The sequence below is a fragment of the Deltaproteobacteria bacterium genome (assembly GCA_035063765.1).
In the GTDB taxonomy this organism is placed as follows: domain Bacteria; phylum Myxococcota_A; class UBA9160; order UBA9160; family PR03; genus CAADGG01.
On record JAPSFT010000007.1, the window covers coordinates 40,455 to 54,683 of the forward strand.

16 protein-coding genes are annotated in these 14,229 nt (G+C 76.0%); all 16 read right to left on the bottom strand.

The window, feature by feature from the left end; translation table 11 throughout:
- Positions 1-2 precede the first annotated feature (2 nt).
- The gene (locus OZ948_06630; GenBank protein MEB2344394.1) at positions 3-1,295 is read right to left on the bottom strand and encodes a flagellar hook protein FlgE; all 1,293 of its coding nucleotides are present in this window, start codon (positions 1,293-1,295) and stop codon (positions 3-5) included.
- Positions 1,296-1,298: 3 nt separating this feature from the next.
- Positions 1,299-1,535, bottom strand: a complete 237-nt coding sequence (locus OZ948_06635) for a hypothetical protein (protein MEB2344395.1) — start codon at positions 1,533-1,535, stop codon at positions 1,299-1,301.
- The gene (locus OZ948_06640; protein ID MEB2344396.1) at positions 1,532-1,930 is read right to left on the bottom strand and encodes a hypothetical protein; all 399 of its coding nucleotides are present in this window, start codon (positions 1,928-1,930) and stop codon (positions 1,532-1,534) included. The genes OZ948_06635 and OZ948_06640 overlap by 4 nt, the downstream gene beginning before the upstream one ends.
- 24 nt (positions 1,931-1,954) lie before the next feature.
- Complete coding sequence (locus tag OZ948_06645) at positions 1,955-2,725, bottom strand: flagellar hook-length control protein FliK (GenBank protein ID MEB2344397.1); 771 nt, start codon at positions 2,723-2,725, stop codon at positions 1,955-1,957.
- A 776-nt stretch (positions 2,726-3,501) separates the two neighbouring features.
- Complete coding sequence (locus OZ948_06650; protein MEB2344398.1) at positions 3,502-4,098, bottom strand: hypothetical protein; 597 nt, start codon at positions 4,096-4,098, stop codon at positions 3,502-3,504.
- Positions 4,095-4,550 carry a flagellar FliJ family protein gene (locus tag OZ948_06655; GenBank protein ID MEB2344399.1) on the bottom strand — a complete coding sequence of 152 codons (456 nt, stop codon included), beginning with the start codon at positions 4,548-4,550 and terminating at the stop codon, positions 4,095-4,097. The genes OZ948_06650 and OZ948_06655 overlap by 4 nt, the downstream gene beginning before the upstream one ends.
- The gene (locus OZ948_06660) at positions 4,547-5,884 is read right to left on the bottom strand and encodes a FliI/YscN family ATPase (GenBank protein ID MEB2344400.1); all 1,338 of its coding nucleotides are present in this window, start codon (positions 5,882-5,884) and stop codon (positions 4,547-4,549) included. Before OZ948_06660 ends, OZ948_06655 begins: the two co-directional genes overlap by 4 nt.
- Positions 5,881-6,591: a hypothetical protein gene (locus tag OZ948_06665; GenBank protein MEB2344401.1), complete on the bottom strand. Its 711-nt coding sequence runs from the start codon at positions 6,589-6,591 to the stop codon at positions 5,881-5,883. The genes OZ948_06660 and OZ948_06665 overlap by 4 nt, the downstream gene beginning before the upstream one ends.
- A 34-nt stretch (positions 6,592-6,625) precedes the next feature.
- Positions 6,626-8,206, bottom strand: a complete 1,581-nt coding sequence (gene fliF / locus OZ948_06670; protein MEB2344402.1) for a flagellar basal-body MS-ring/collar protein FliF — start codon at positions 8,204-8,206, stop codon at positions 6,626-6,628.
- 3 nt (positions 8,207-8,209) lie between these two features.
- The gene (gene fliE, locus OZ948_06675; GenBank protein MEB2344403.1) at positions 8,210-8,512 is read right to left on the bottom strand and encodes a flagellar hook-basal body complex protein FliE; all 303 of its coding nucleotides are present in this window, start codon (positions 8,510-8,512) and stop codon (positions 8,210-8,212) included.
- Entirely contained in the window at positions 8,509-8,934 is a 426-nt protein-coding gene (flgC, locus tag OZ948_06680; protein MEB2344404.1) for a flagellar basal body rod protein FlgC, read from the bottom strand. Before flgC ends, fliE begins: the two co-directional genes overlap by 4 nt.
- Positions 8,935-8,948: 14 nt before the next feature.
- A complete protein-coding gene (gene flgB, locus OZ948_06685) occupies positions 8,949-9,323 on the bottom strand; it encodes a flagellar basal body rod protein FlgB (protein ID MEB2344405.1) in 375 nt (124 codons plus the stop codon).
- A 189-nt stretch (positions 9,324-9,512) separates the two neighbouring features.
- Positions 9,513-10,736 (bottom strand): sigma 54-interacting transcriptional regulator, encoded by a 1,224-nt coding sequence (locus tag OZ948_06690; GenBank protein MEB2344406.1) that lies wholly within the window; start codon positions 10,734-10,736, stop codon positions 9,513-9,515.
- On the bottom strand, positions 10,721-11,353 hold the full coding sequence (locus OZ948_06695; protein MEB2344407.1) for a hypothetical protein: 633 nt from the start codon (positions 11,351-11,353) through the stop codon (positions 10,721-10,723). The genes OZ948_06690 and OZ948_06695 overlap by 16 nt, the downstream gene beginning before the upstream one ends.
- A 92-nt stretch (positions 11,354-11,445) precedes the next feature.
- Positions 11,446-13,689 (bottom strand): hypothetical protein, encoded by a 2,244-nt coding sequence (locus OZ948_06700; GenBank protein MEB2344408.1) that lies wholly within the window; start codon positions 13,687-13,689, stop codon positions 11,446-11,448.
- Complete coding sequence (locus OZ948_06705; GenBank protein ID MEB2344409.1) at positions 13,686-14,228, bottom strand: PilZ domain-containing protein; 543 nt, start codon at positions 14,226-14,228, stop codon at positions 13,686-13,688. Before OZ948_06705 ends, OZ948_06700 begins: the two co-directional genes overlap by 4 nt.
- Between the last annotated feature and the right edge of the window lies 1 nt (position 14,229).

Here is a 14,229-nt window from a genome sequence, read left to right on the forward strand (position 1 = left end):
GCCTAGCGGCCGAGCTGGACGAGGTCGCCCAGCAGGTCGTTGGTGGTGGAGATCGTGCGCGTGTTGGCCTGGAAGGCGCGCTGGTTGATGATCAGCCGCACGAACTCCGTCGCGAGGTCGACGTTGGACTGCTCGAGGCTGCTCGAGCGCACCGCACCGAAGCCGCCCGTGCGGGGCTCACCGATCAGCGGTTGCCCGGAGGTGCGCGTCTCCACCAGGTTGTTGTTGCCCACCCGCTGGAGGCCCTCGAGGTTCGGGAAGTCGGCCAGCGCCAGCTGCGCCAGGCTGGTGGTCTCGCCGTTCGAGAACACGCCGGAGAGGTAGCCCACGGAGTCGATCAGCAGCCCCTGCAGCGAGCCGGGGCCGAAGCCGTCCTGGGTGAACCCGTTGATGTTCGAGGGCTGGTCGCCTACCTGGGTGGTGCCGCCCGAGCCCGCGACGCCGAAGGCCCCGAAGTCGAGCGTCACCGCCTGCGCCGGTGCCGCGCCGCCGCCGAACTCGAGAACCAAGCTCGTGCCCGTGGCACCGCTCAGGATGCCGTTGGCGTCGAAGGTCAGCGTGCCGCTGCCCTGGAGGACCGTGGCGTCGCCGGGATTGGCCGGTGCCAGCGTGGTATCGCCAGGTGCCAGGCCGAGGCTCCACTCCCACGCGTTGCTCCCGGTGTGCGTGAAGTAGAGCGTTGCTGCGTGCTCGATCCCGAGCGAGTCGTAGACGGTGATGACGGTCTGGAGGTCCGAGCTGCCCGACGGATCCGCCGGGTCGAAGCCGCCCGGGGTCAACGGCGCTGCGGCACCCAGGTTCGCCGACACCGAGACGTTCGCGGTGGTCCGCGGCAGCGAGATCGCGTTCGAGATCTGGATGTCGCCGAGCTGGCCGTTCGAGAGGCCGGTGACCGGATCGATCCCGTAGCCCTGCACGCGCAGGCCGGTCGGGCTGACCAGGTATCCGTCCGAGTCGAAGTTGAAGATACCGGCCCGCGAGTAGGCGCGGCCCTGCGGGCCGTCGAGCACGAAGAAGCCCCGGCCCTCGATCGCGACGTCGGTCTGGCGGTTGGTCGTCTCGAAGGTGCCCTGGGTGTACAGCGAACGGATCTCGGACACCTTGGAGCCGGCGCCGATCTGCGAGAAGCCACCGGCGGTCGAGATGCTCTGACCGAGCACGTCGGCAAACTCGGTGCGGCGGGCCTTGAAGCCGGTCGTGTTCACGTTGGCGATGTTGTCGCCGACGACCGAGATCGCCGTCGACGTGGCGTCGAGACCGCTGACGCTCGAGAACAGGGCTCCGGACAGGGGCATCGTTCACTCCTTCGACATGCGTGCGGCCAAGGCCGCGCGCGGGGAAACGGACGATTCGGGAAGCGGAGGCCGCACGCGCGGCACGCTGCCGACTTCGGGTGCCTCTGACAGCGTGCGGGCGAGCGCCGCGAGGCGCAGCGTCGCGTACTCCTCGTCACCCAGCGCGCGGCCGAGCACCGCCGCGAAGGACGGCGGGGCCGAGCGCCAGCGCGCGAGCACACGCTCCAGCCACCCACTCATCGAGCGGTCTCCGGCGGCGCCAGCACCGCGACCGGCGCGCGCGCTGCCGCACCCGTGCCGGTCGTCTCGGCGGGCTGGCCGGTCAGCACGTCCTCGAGCAGCTTCTCGACGCGCCCGATGCCCGACTGGATCGAAATCAGCTGCTCGAGCATCGAGAAGGTCGCGAGCTGCGCCGTGAACTCGGTCGCGTCCTGCGGGTTCAGCGGATCCTGGTTCTGGAGCTGCGCGAGCAACATGGTGAGGAACTCGTCGCGGCCGAGCGCGCTCGCACGCTCGGCGGGCTCGCTCTCCTCGGCGCCTTGCGCGCCGGCAGTGCGGCCCGCGAGGCCCGCGCTGCGCGCCTCCAGCGAGGGCAGCCGGGTTGCAAGCCGGGTGATGGCGTCGGCGATGTCCAAGGCGGTTCCTCCTCTCCCAGGGGCTCAGACGCGTACGTCGAGGCGTCCGGCACCGCGCGATACGGCGGCGGACCGTAGCGGCGACGCGAGCGGGCCGGTGCCGGCCGCTGGCGGAGCCGGTGCCGGCCCACGGCCGGGCGGCTCGCCGCCGGGCTCGCGCCCGCCAGCGGACGCACCGCCCTCGGATCCGACACCCGTCGGCGTTTCTCCGCCGCCTGTCGTCACGACGAAGCTTTCGAGCCGGAGCTCGCGACTCGCGAGGATCTGACCGATCGCGCCCCGCTCGGCGCTCAGCAGCGCGTGTGCGCCTTCGCCGTGCGTGCGCAGCGTGAGCTCGATGGACTGCCCCCGCAAGCGGACCTCGAGCTCCACCTCGCCGAGCGACGGCGGGTCGAGCCGCACGCGCGCGGTGCCCCCACCGCGGGCGGCGAGCCATTCGATGCGATCGGCGAGAGCGCCCGGCGCGACGGAGGCGGGCACGCTCTCGGCCGGCGCCGCGGCCACCGCGGGCGCCGGTGTCGAGCCGATCGCGGCCGCAGCTCCGAGCCCCGCCTCGGGGGGCGCCGATGCAGCGTCGGCAGCGCGCGGTGACGCGAGCGGCGGAACGGCGAGCGACTGCGGCGCGCCGGCCGCCGGCGAAGCCGACTGCGCGACGCGCGGTGCGGCGCCGGTCGGCGCGAGACGGGGCGGCGCGGCGGTCGGTGGCACATAGGGCTCGGGCCCGAGCGCGACGAGCGGCGGGCGCGCCGGCGCGTCGCCGCCGCCCGCGGCGACCGGCATGGCGAGCCCGCCCACGTTGGCAGGATCCCTCCCGGCAGCGGCGGAAGCGCCTCGCTCGGGCGGCATCGCGGCAGCACTCGCGCCCGGTACGACTTCTTGGGTACGGGTTTCGCCAGCACCGGTGGCTCCCGTAGGCGGTGCAGCCGGTCCGCACGCGGCCGAAGGCGTCAGCACGTCGACCGCCGCTCGTTCCGTCGTGCCGGCGGCGCGCGTGCTGGCAGCCGCGCCGGGCGGCACATCGTCACCGGGCGGCAAGGGTGACGCCGCGGGCGCCACGGGCGCCGCGGGCGCCACGGGCGCCACGGGCGTCACGGGCGCCGCGGGTCGCGATGGCGCACCCGCGCCGCCGGGAGGAGCGGATGCCGCGGCGGCGCCCGGAGCGCCAGACAGTGCGGACGTCGTGACACCGGCCGCGCCGCCGCCGGCCGGCGGCGGGAGGGCGCCGGCGACCCCGGCCGCCCGGCCATCACGCAGACGTGTCGGACCGACGGGCGACGCGGTTGCGCTACTGGGCGCCCCACCGTCGCCGGGAGCTGCGGTACGCGACGTCCCTGCAGGGGCCGGCTGTACCGCCCCTGCTGCCACGCCCGCGAAGGCGGCCGCCAGCCATTCGGGGAAGACAGACGCAGCGCCCCGCCCTACCGGCGCGCGCCCGGCCTGGGCGGGCACGGCGGGTGTCGCCGACACCGCGGCTCCGCCCGCCTGCGCGAGCGCCGCACGCCCCACTTCCCCGGCCGGCGGCGCGGGCGCCGCGGGCACGAGCGCGAGCGGCAGTGCGGTCAGGCCGGCATTCATCGCACGAGCCTCGGCGTCCGCGCCGGAGCGGGGTCGCCGGCGCCGGCTTCCGGAGCCGCCGCCTCGCCGGCCGCCGGGAGAGGAAGCACCGTTGCGCGCGAGATGCGCAGTGCGCTCTCCGGCGCCATCGAGGCCAGCACCGCGGCCGAGCGCTTTCCCTTCATGCGGCCCACGAGTGCGGTCGCCACCTCGGGCTCCAGCCGCTCGAGCAGTGCGGCCGCGCGTGCCGGGGGCATCGTCGCGTAGACCTTCGCGAGCCGGCCGACACCGTCGCCGCGCAGCGCCTCGAGCGTCGCGATGCGCTGGTCGACCGTGCCGCGCAGGGCCGCGAGCGTGTCGATCGTCCGGGTCGCTTCCGTGGAGAGCTCGCCGAGCGAGCGCTCGCGCTCGGCGAGCTCGCGCTCCCGCCGATCGAGCTCCTCGAGGCGCGTCTGGACCTGGCGCAGCAGCGGCGCGAGCTCGCCCTCCTCGCTGGGCGCCGCGGCAACGCCGCTCGACGGTGTCGGCGGATCCTGTGCCGCAAGGCCGCGACCGCTTCCGACCGGCCAGAGCAACGTGCCGAGCACGACGGCTGCACGGAGCGAGCGTCTCACGAAGGCAACCTCCCGCGCGCCCAGCGGGCGGCGGCGACGTCGTCGAGCTCGCGCTGGAGCCGGCGCTCGCGCTCGGCGCGCCAGGCGCGCTCGGCTCGCGCGCGCAACCGCTCCAGACTCTCGGCGGCGGCACGCTCGCGCACGACGTCCTCGGTGAGGGATGCGGCGCGCCCTTCGAGCCGGAGCACGTCGCGTGCAGCGAAGGCCGCCCGCAGGCGCCATGCCTCGATCGCCTGCCGGCCGGTGCGCACGGCACCCGCGGTGAGCCCGCCCGCCAGGCGCTCGCCCTCGCGCCGTTCGACCCGCGCCGCCTCCGCGCGCGCCTCGGCCTCGCGCGCCTGGCCGCCGGCCAGCTCGCGCCGCACGGCGCCGAGCGCGCTGAGCCGCCGGCGCAGCGCGAAGCGGCGCAGGCGCAGCAGCGGATCGAGGCGGAAGCGGAAGCCCGCGCTCATGCCGGCTCCCCGAGCACACCGGCCAGCGCGGCCACGCTCTCGGCAAGGCCGGCGCGTTCGTCGGGCTCCTGCGCGAGCACGCGGCGCAGCGGCTCGTCGAGGCGGCGCGCCAGGTCCACCGCGGGATCGGAGCCGGGCTGGTAGGCGCCGGTCAGGATCAGGTCTGCGGCCTCACGCCAGGTGGCGAGCACCTCGCGGGCGCGCCGGGCGAGACGCCGGTGCGGCGCATCGACGACGTCCGGCATCACGCGCGACACGCTCGCGAGCACGTCGATCGCCGGGAACTGGCCGCGCTCGGCCAGCTCGCGCGCGAGCACGATGTGGCCGTCGAGCAGCGAACGTGCGGCGTCGGCTACCGGCTCGAGCGGATCATCGCCCTCGACGAGCACGGTGTAGATACCGGTCACCGTGCCACCACCCACCGCGGTGCCGGCGCGCTCGAGCAGGGCGGGCAGCGCACTCCACATCGAGGGCGGGTAGCCGCGCGTCGCCGGCGGCTCTCCGGCAGCAAGGCCGATCTCTCGCATCGCTGTGCAGAAGCGGGTCACCGAGTCCATCAGCAGCAGCACATGGCGGCCTGCGTCGCGGAAGGACTCGGCGATCGCCGTGGCGGCGAGTGCCGCGCGGACGCGCAGGTTGGGGGCCTCGTCGCTGGTCGCCACCACGACTACCGAGCGGGCAAGACCATCGCCGAGGTCACGCTCGAGGAAGTCACGTACCTCGCGGCCGCGCTCGCCGATCAGCGCGATCACCGCCACGTCACACGCCGTGTAGCGGGCGACCTGACCGAGCAGCGTCGACTTGCCGACGCCGGAGCCGGCGAAGATGCCGAGTCGCGCGCCGCGGCCCACCGTGAGCAGAGCGTTGATCGCGCGCACGCCGAGGTCGAGCGGCTCGCGCACGCGAGGGCGGCCGAGTGCGGGCTCGGGCGCGCGGTGGAGCGGGGTCGAGGCGACGCCGTCGAGCGAGGGACCGCCGTCGATCGGGCGGCCGAGGCCGTCGAGCACGCGGCCGAGCAGCGCCGGGCCGGCGGCGACGCGCGGATGGGTGCGCGCCAGCGACACGCGCCAGCCGGGTGCCACGCCGTGGGGCGCCTCGAGCGGCATCAGCAGGAAGCGGCCATCGCGGAAGCCCACGACCTCGGCCGCGAAGCCACCGGTACCCCGCTCCGGATCGATGCGGCAGACCGAGCCCACGCGGGCCGCCGGCGGGCCTTCGGACTCGACCACCGCGCCCACCACCGAACGCACGCGCCCATCGCGGTGCAGGAGCGGCAGCGCGGCGAGGCGCTCGCAACACGCTGCGAGCAACGGGGCGTCGTAGGCAGCGGTCACGGCACAGGCTCGGGTGCGGGTGTGGACGCGCCGAGCTCGGGCGCCGTCGACGGCGCATCGGCGAGCTCGGCGCGCACGCGCTCGAGGACGTCGGCTACCACGGCCCTCACGTCGCCGCTGCGGCCGACCACGCGCGCCTCGCCCGGCGCCAGCGTGGCGTCGGTCACGAGCACGAGCCGTCCGTCGCGCTCGAGCGTCGCACCCTGCGGGCCCGCTCCGAGCGTTGCGCGGTCGGCTGCGCAGACGTGGAGCGCGAGCGGCTCGTCGGGCGGGAACAGCTCGACGGCGCGGTCCACCAGCGCTGCGAGGAGGTCCTGGGGCGCGGGCGGCAGCCCGAGCACGCGCTCGGCGATCGCGCAGGCGAGCTCGATCACGAGCCGTCGGTTCTCGGTCAGGTAGGCGCGGCGCAGGGCGCCGAGCTCGCAGGCAGCCGCGGCGAGCGCGTCCGTCGCGGCGCGCAGCGCGTCGGCTTCCTGCCATGGCAGCGCGCCGCGTCCGGCACGCTCGCCCTCCTCCCAGGCGGCCCGGCGCATCGCCTCGACGTCCAGGGCAGGCGCCGGCGGCGCGGCAGCCGGCGGCGACTCCGGGCGCCACGGCGCCTCGCCGGCTCGCCGGAACGCGCCGGCGGCGGGCAGCGGCTCGGGCGCGAACGCGCCCGCCCCGCCCGACGCGGGCGTGAACGCAGTCGACACCGTCTCGCAACTCACCGCTGCCCGCTCCTCCGTCACGCCACGCACCGCCTCACCCCTGCTGCAGCCAGCTCTGGATGGCCTTCACGCTCTCGTCCGCCCGGGCGCGCGCGAGCTGCGCCGCGCCCGCCGGACTCGGCCCGCTGGCACCGGCCGCCGCGGCAGCGAGCGTGCCACCGCCGAGCTCCACCTCGAGGTCCGAGACGCGTGCGGGCAGCCGCGGCGCGCCCGCCCCGCCCAGTGCCGCGAGCAGCGGGCGGACGACGAAGACACCCGCCAACGCCAGCGCAGCGAGCAGCACGAGCCCGCGCAGCACCTGCGCGAGCAGCGGCCAGGCGGGGCCGTCGCTCCAGCCACCAGCCTCGCCAGCGTCGCCCTCCGGAGCGTCCTGGAAGGCGGCGTTGGCGATCGTCAACTGGTCGCCGCGCTCCTCCGAGAAGCCGATGGCGCGCTTCGCCAGTGCCTCGAAGTCGCGTAGCGCCGGCTCTTCCCACGGCGTGAAACCACCATCGGCGCCGCTCTTGCCGTCGAGGAGGACGGCGACGGTGAGGCGCCTCACCGTACCCGAAGGCTCGACCGAGCGGCGGACGGTCTTGCTGAGCTCGTAGTTGATCGTCTCGCTGGTGCGCGAGCTGCGCCGGCTCGCGCCTCCGCCGCTGCTCGCCGGCGTCTCGGTCGTACCCGGCACGTTCGAGGCCACGCCGGGTGGGCCCTCGGCGAGCCCCACCCCGTCCTCGTCGGTCTCGACGGTGCGCTGCTCGCTGCGCTCGATCTGGGAGTCGGGGTCGAAGCGCTCTTCGGTCTCCTCGGTCTGCGTCCAGTCGAGGTCGGCGCGCACCTGCGCCACGACACGGCCCGCGCCCACCACCGGCGCCAGGATCGCCTCGACGCGCTGCCCCAGCTCACGTTCGAGCCGGGCCTGGTACTCGCCGGTACCGGCCGGCTGCGCCGGGTCGACCCCGTCGTCGCCGGCGGGTGCGAGCATGCGCCCGCGTCCGTCCACGACCGTGACGCGGTCTGCCGCCAGCCCCTCCACCGACGACGACACCAGGTGCACGACGCCGCGCACCTGCGCCGCGGACAGCGCTGCGCCCGGATGCAGCTCGACGATCACCGAGGCGCTCGGCTTGCGCTCGCGGTCGCCGACGAAGGGCGAGCGCTCGGGCAGCGCGATCTGCACCCGCGCCCGCATCACCGGCTCGAGCTGGGCGATCGAGCGCGCCAGCTCGCCTTGGAGGGCGCGCCGGTAGTTGACGCGGTGCACGAAGTCCGTGACCCCGAAGTCCGGCTTGTCGAAGAGCTCGAAACCGGCGCCGCCGCCCGCCGGCAGGCCCTGGCCCGCGAGCTGGATGCGCGCCGCGTAGACGCGGTCGGCCGGCACCTGCACTTCGTTGCCCCCCGCCGCGAGCTGGTAGGGGATCCGCTCCCCGTCGAGTACCTCGACGACGCGGGCCATCTCCTCCGGAGCGATACCGCGGAACAGCGGCGCCCAGGTCGGGCCGCCCGCGCCGGCGCCGAGCCAGGCGAAGAAGGCCAGCGAGCCGACCGCCGTCGCTGCGAACAGCAGCCGGCGGCCGAGCGGCCAGGCCAGGAACTGCGTGCGGAGGTTCTGGAGCCAATCGGGCATCGGCATCGTTCACACCTGCATCCGCATGATCTCGTGGTAGGCCTCGAGTGCGCGGTCGCGCACCTGGGTCACGAGCTGGACCGAGAGCTCGGCCCGCGACAGCGACACCATCGTCTCGACCACGTCGCCCTGGCCCGCGGCCAGCGCGCGGGCTCGTGCTTCGGCGTCCTGCTGCACGCGGTCGGCGTCCTCGAGCAGCGCGCCGAGCCGCTCCGCGAAGCTGCCGCCGGCAGCCGCGCGCGGCCCGCCGGCGGCGGGCGCCGGATCACCCGCCAGTGCGCGGGCCCCGCTCTCGATGGCGCCCGTCGTCACCGGCCGATCCGCAGGGCGGCTTCGCCCATCTCGCGCGTCTTCTTGAGCGCAAGCAGGTCCGCCTCGAACGAGCGGCTCGCCGTGAGCAGGTTCGCGAGCTCCGCGACCAGGTCGACGTTCGGCATGCGCACGTAGCCCTCGGCGTCGGCATCGGGATGGCCCGGATCGAAGCGCAGCGGGCCCGGCGTCGGGTCGATCTCGACGCGCGGGACCTCGACGCTTCGCAGGCGCCGCGCCAGCCGGTCGGCGAACGGGCCCTCGAGCGCACGAGCGGCGAAGACGGGGTCGCGTCGCTGATACGGCCCACCCTCGGCGGTGCGGGTGGTCTGGGCGTTGGCGAGATTCGAGGCAGTCACGAGCATGCGCGCGCGCTGCGCGAGCAGGCCCGAGACGGCCACGTCAGAGATCTGCGTGAGGCTCATGATCGATGGCCCTCCTAACGGCCGCGCCCGAGTGCGATCTGGCGCAGCGCGAACAGCCGCGAGAGCACCTCGGCCTGCTCGCGGAAGGCCCCGGCGTTGCGGGACAGCGCCACCAGCTCGCGGTCGACGTCGACGTCGTTGCCGTCCGGGCGCGGAGCGCCGCCCTGGGCGGTGATCCGCCAGCCCGACGCGGCGTCGCCGCCGAGATGGCCGGCCTGGGTGCGGCGCGGCGCCGCACCGCGCGCGAGCGCGTCGGCGAAGGTGACCTCCGCGCTTCGGTAGCCGGGCGTGTCGGCATTCGCGACGTTGGCCGCGAGCACGGCCTGGCGCGCAACGCGGAAGCGCATCGCGTCCTCGACCGCGGAAACGGTCCCCCCGAGCCAGTCCAAGCGCCGGTCCTCCTGCGGCGGTGCGCCGCGGCCTGCCATCGAAGCAACTGTCGTGCCACTTGCGGCCCCCTGGTGAAACCGTCGTGATCACGCGGACCTGGACCCGGCGGCCGCTCTCCGGGCGGGACCCGCGCGCCATCGCACATCGCAACCTGAAATGTCGGAGTGGAAAGGTCTGCCGACCCAGGTCTACACCAGGCCATAGTGATGGAGCTTGTTGCGCAGCGTGCGCACGCTGATCCCGAGCGCGCGTGCTGCCCGGGTCCGGTTGCCCGCGCACAGCGCGAGCGCCTGCTCGACCGCGCGACGCTCGAGCGCGCGCAGGTCGAGCACCGGCGCCGCCGCCGCCCGGCGGGCGCGCGCGGCCGCGTGCGGCGCCAGGAGCGCTGCCACGTCGACAGCCTCGCCCGGGAACCACAGCACCGCGCGCTGCATCAGGTTCTCGAGCTCGCGCAGGTTCCCGGGAAACGGATGCTGGCACAGCGCGGCGAGCGCGGCGGCGCCGAGCCGTGGCGGTGCGACACCCTGTGCCGCGGCGAATCGCTCGCCGAGAGCCACGGCGAGCCGCGCCAGCTCGTTCGGCCGCTCGCGCAGCGGCGGTACGAACAGCCGCACGACGTCGAGGCGCAGTCGAAGCTCCGCGCGCAGCCTCGCGTCGGGGCCGAGAGGGCGCTCACAGATGACCACGACGCGCGGCGCAGCGCCGGCGCCGAGCCCGGCGAGCAGCCGTGCCTGGGCCACGGGCGACAGAGCGCCCGGCTCCACCAGCACGAGCGTTCCGTCCCGAGCCGCCGCCAGCGCTCCCTGGGTGCCACCGCCGTCGCCGAGCAGCACGGAGCCGGCCTGGTCGAGCTCGCGCGCATCGAGCTCCATGAGCGGACCGTCCCGGCGCGAGCTTGCCGCGTGCAGATAGCGCGCGAGGCGGCGCCTCCCGGTGGCGGCCTCGCCCACGATCGCGACGGTGGCGTCGGCACGCGCCGCAGCCTCGGCCTCGCGGACCAGCGCCTGCATCGCGGGATCGCCGGGGACCGGCGCGAAGTGCGGCGCGAGCGGACCGCGCGCGTGCTGGCCGGCCGCTGCCGCGAGCGCGCGCTCGAGGGCGCGCACGTCGAAGGGCTTGCCGAGGAAGGCGCGCGCGCCGCCTCGCAACGCCCGCACGGCGAGCGCGAGTCGATCCCGTTCGCCCATCCCGATCGCTGCGGGCGCGTCGGGCCGCCGGCACAGGCGCTCGAGCCCGGCCACGTCCGCGTCGTCGGCGAGGTCGGTCAGCACCAGGGTGAAGGCGCCGGGATCGCCCGCGAGCGCGGCGTCGAGGCTCGGAGCGGTGTCGACGCGCCATCCCGCCGCGCGTACGCATCCCGCGAGCAGCTCCGCCAGAGCCGGGTCCGGCTCGACGATCAGGACCCGCTGCACGCCACCTCCCCGCTCGCGAAACGCACCGCCAGCCGCTCGCGCCGCAAGGCGCCGTCGCGGCGCTCCTCGTGCTCCAGGCTCGCGCCCTGCGCCGCGACGAGTGTGCGGAGCGCGCTGCGCGCTGCCGCGTCGCTGGCGCCGTCGCGCGCGGGCCCTGCCGCCTCGACCGCGAGGACCAGTGCCCCATCGTCGGGCGCCTGCTCTGCCGCGAGCGTCAGCCCGCCGCCCGTCGCGAGCCCGGCCGCCACGCAGCGCAGGAGCAGGAGCGCGGCGCGCCGCAGCGCCTGCGGCTCGCCGGCGAGGGCCGTCTCGGCTTCGGCCACCGCAGCTTCCAGATGCAGACCGCGCGCGGCCAGGGCCGGCCTCAGGCGCTCGACGATCGTCGTCAAGAGCGGGGCCACCGGCACGGCCTCGGGGCACCGGGGCTGCGCGCCGCGCCCGGGCGAGGCGGCCAGCGCCGCGAGCCCGCGGTCGAGGTCGGCGACCGCGACCGAGATCGAGCGCAGCAGCGCGCGTGCACGCGGCGTGGCTACGTCGCGCGCGAGCTGGCTCGCGGCCAGCTCGACGCGCGCCAGCGCACCGCGCAGGCTACGGCTCGTTGCGATCGCTGCGTGCACCCCTAGCTCCTCTCGCATGGCCGTCGCACCTCGTGCGGTCGCTCGGACGGGCCGGTGCGCCGGGCGCTCGCGTTCGCCGCCACCGGCATGTGCTAGCCATCCCCGCGCGTGAGCCGCGCGTCGTGCAAGCTCGCCACGGCTCGACGCTCGCGGGCCAGCGCCGACCACGCTCCGCCCGACGGCTCGGCCGCACTCGCCGCGAAGGCGGCTTCACCCCGGTCGTCGCCTTCGGGCGCGAGCGCGCCGATCCAGTAGTGCGCCTGCGCGCGGCGCTCGCCCGGCGGCAGCGCTGCTGCAGCGAGGGCGTAGAGAGAGGCGGCCCGGCTGCCGCTCCCCTCACGGCGCGCACGATGGGCGGCCAGCAGCGCGGCGTCGCCCAGGGGCTCTCCACCGCTGGCGGGACCGAGCTCGTCGCCGAGGCGCTCGACCGCACCGATCAGCCGCTCCCCCAGATCGAGGTCACGCGGCGCGCTGCGCGCAGCGCGCGTGAGCACGATCAGCGCGGCGATCTGCTCCGCGGGCGCGACGGGCGCAGGAGGGACCTGCACGCGGAGCGGCACCGGCGGATCCGACGCCAGGGCGGCGGCGTTCGCTGCCGGATCCTGCGACTGCGCATCCCTGTCGAACGAGGCAGTCGCGTCGGACCGTCCCGCCGCATCCAGCGGAGCCGCCGCTGGCGCCAGGGGAGCGGGCGCGAGCAGCGGCGCCACCATTGCCGCCGCGCCGGCCGCATCACCGCGCGCCAGCGCCACCTCGGCGCGCAGCCGGCGCCAGGCGGCGCCGTCGTCGCCCGGTGCTTCGAGGCGCTCGTTGGCGGCGGCCGCGACGGCGTCGAGCTGGCCGACGGCGAGCAGGCCTTCGGCGAGCCCGAGCGCGACCGCCGCCCGGCCGCGCGGGCCGAAGCCCCGCACGACGGCTCGCTGCAGGGGCAGCGCCGCCTCCGGGCCGAGCAGCTCTGCCTGGCACCGCGCCAGCGCCGCCAACGGTGCGGGATCCGGGGCGCGGTGCAGGAGCGCATCCAGGTGCGGTGCGAGCAGATCGACGAGCTGCGGGCAGTCGAGATCGTCACCGATCTGGGTCGACAGCCGCGCGAGCACATCGCCGAGCGTAGCGTCGGCTTCCTCGCCGCCGAGTGCCAACACCCGCTCGAGCGCGGCCGTCGGCCGGTCCGCGAGCAGGTCGAGCCGCGCCGCGAGCCGGCGCGCGTAGTCCGCGATCGGAGCCGGCTCCGGCCCATCGAGCGCTGCCAGCCGCTCCACCAACTCGGCCGTCCGCAGCTCGCGTGCAGGGGCGGCCAGGCCGCTTTCCTTCGCCAGCGCGTCGAGATCGAGCTCCAGCACACGCAGCTCCGCCAGTCGTGCAGCCGGCGCCTGCGGGTCGACCCTCCGCACGATCTCGAGCTGTGCGCGAGCCTCTCCCTCGCGCCCGGCGCCGGCCAGCAGCTCCGCGAAGCGCAGGTGCGCCACCGCCCGATGCGGCTCGTCGAGCTCCGCTTCGAGCGCGCGCTCGAACCGGGTCCGAGCGTCGTCCGTGCGGTCGAGCGCGGCAGCCGCGGCGGCGCTGCGCACCACGAAGGGGCCGACCGGGACACCGCGCGCCGCGGCGCGCGGCAGGGCTGCATCGGCGGCAGCCAGCGCGGTGCGGCTCGCGCCGTGCGCAAGTGCGATGTCGGCAAGGCGGAGAGCGGCGAGCTCCGGGAGCCCGGCGGGCAAGCGCGGCGACACTGTGTCAGCCGTGGCGAAAGGCGCCTCGCCCGCGGGCGGTGGCATCTCCGAGCGGGCCGTGCCGTCGGCGGCGCTCCGTTCGGTCTCCCCCCCTCGCGTTGGCTCGGCCTCGTGCCCGCCCTCCGCGGCTCCCGCGTCCATGGCTTCGGTGAGCGTGCGGTAGAGCGCCTCCGCCTCCTCGACGCGCCCGGCGGCCAGCAGCGCCTCGGCGCGTAGCCAGCGCGCGGCGGCAGCGGCCTCGCCGGCGCCGGCCGCTTCGGCGAGCGACTCTGCGCGGTGTGCTTCCGCGGCCGCCTCGGGAACGAGCTCGAGCACGAGGGCAAGGGCAGCGGCGCCGAGCCAGCGGCACGCCGCGGCGTCGGCGGCCGACAGCTCACGCGCACTGGCGAGGCGCTCTGCACGCAGGGCGAGCCGGGCTCCGCGGGTCGGAAGCGGGGGCGGCGCCTCCGCGGGACACGCCCAGGCGACCGGAAGGTCGATCGGCGGCGTCGCCGTGGCGTCCCCGTAGAGCGCCCACCAGGGATCCGGCATCGCGGCTTGCGCGGGAACACCCGGCCCGGACGCGCCGGCGAGCAAGAGCGCCGTGGCCAGGACCCGCCGGCAGACACTCATCGGACGGCGCCTTCCGGTCGCATGCGATGCCGCTGGGCCAGATCCACCCGATTCACGAGGCGCACGATCGCGTCGCGATCGCTCTCGTCGATCAGCCGGAAGCGCACGCTCACCTCGTCATGCGCGGCGTCGCGCCCGCCCGGGTAGCGCGCGACGAGCTCCCCGATCGCGGTGACCGGGCCCGCCGTCTGGCCGAGCAGCAGCTCTACCAGCACATCGTCGCCCGCCGCCAGGTCTTCGTCCTCGCATTCCATGCGCATGCCTGCGCCGGAGATGACGACGCGGCGTAGCGCCTGGGGATCGAGCGGCCGCGGTAGCGTGGGATCGAGCAGGGCGATCATGCGGTCGATCTTGAACTCGAGCTGGCGAGCCCAGGCCGGTGCGCTGAGGTCCGCCTGGCCATCGCCGTCAGGATCGGGCCCGGCCAGGCGCTGCTCGAGCGTCGCGACGTCGGCGAGCGTCGCACGCCGCAGCCGTGCGGCAAGGCGCGTCTCGACGCGGTAGTAGGAGCGGGTCGAGCCGGCGATGCGTTGGGCCACG

Coding starts and splice junctions, on each gene's coding strand:
- OZ948_06630 (MEB2344394.1), bottom strand. CDS start 1,295: ATGCCCCTGTCCGGAGCCCTGTTCTCGAGCGTCAGCGGTCTCGACGCC.
- OZ948_06635 (MEB2344395.1), bottom strand. CDS start 1,535: ATGAGTGGGTGGCTGGAGCGTGTGCTCGCGCGCTGGCGCTCGGCCCCG.
- OZ948_06655 (MEB2344399.1), bottom strand. CDS start 4,550: ATGAGCGCGGGCTTCCGCTTCCGCCTCGATCCGCTGCTGCGCCTGCGC.
- fliF (MEB2344402.1), bottom strand. CDS start 8,206: ATGCCGATGCCCGATTGGCTCCAGAACCTCCGCACGCAGTTCCTGGCC.
- flgC (MEB2344404.1), bottom strand. CDS start 8,934: ATGAGCCTCACGCAGATCTCTGACGTGGCCGTCTCGGGCCTGCTCGCG.
- OZ948_06700 (MEB2344408.1), bottom strand. CDS start 13,689: ATGAGTGTCTGCCGGCGGGTCCTGGCCACGGCGCTCTTGCTCGCCGGC.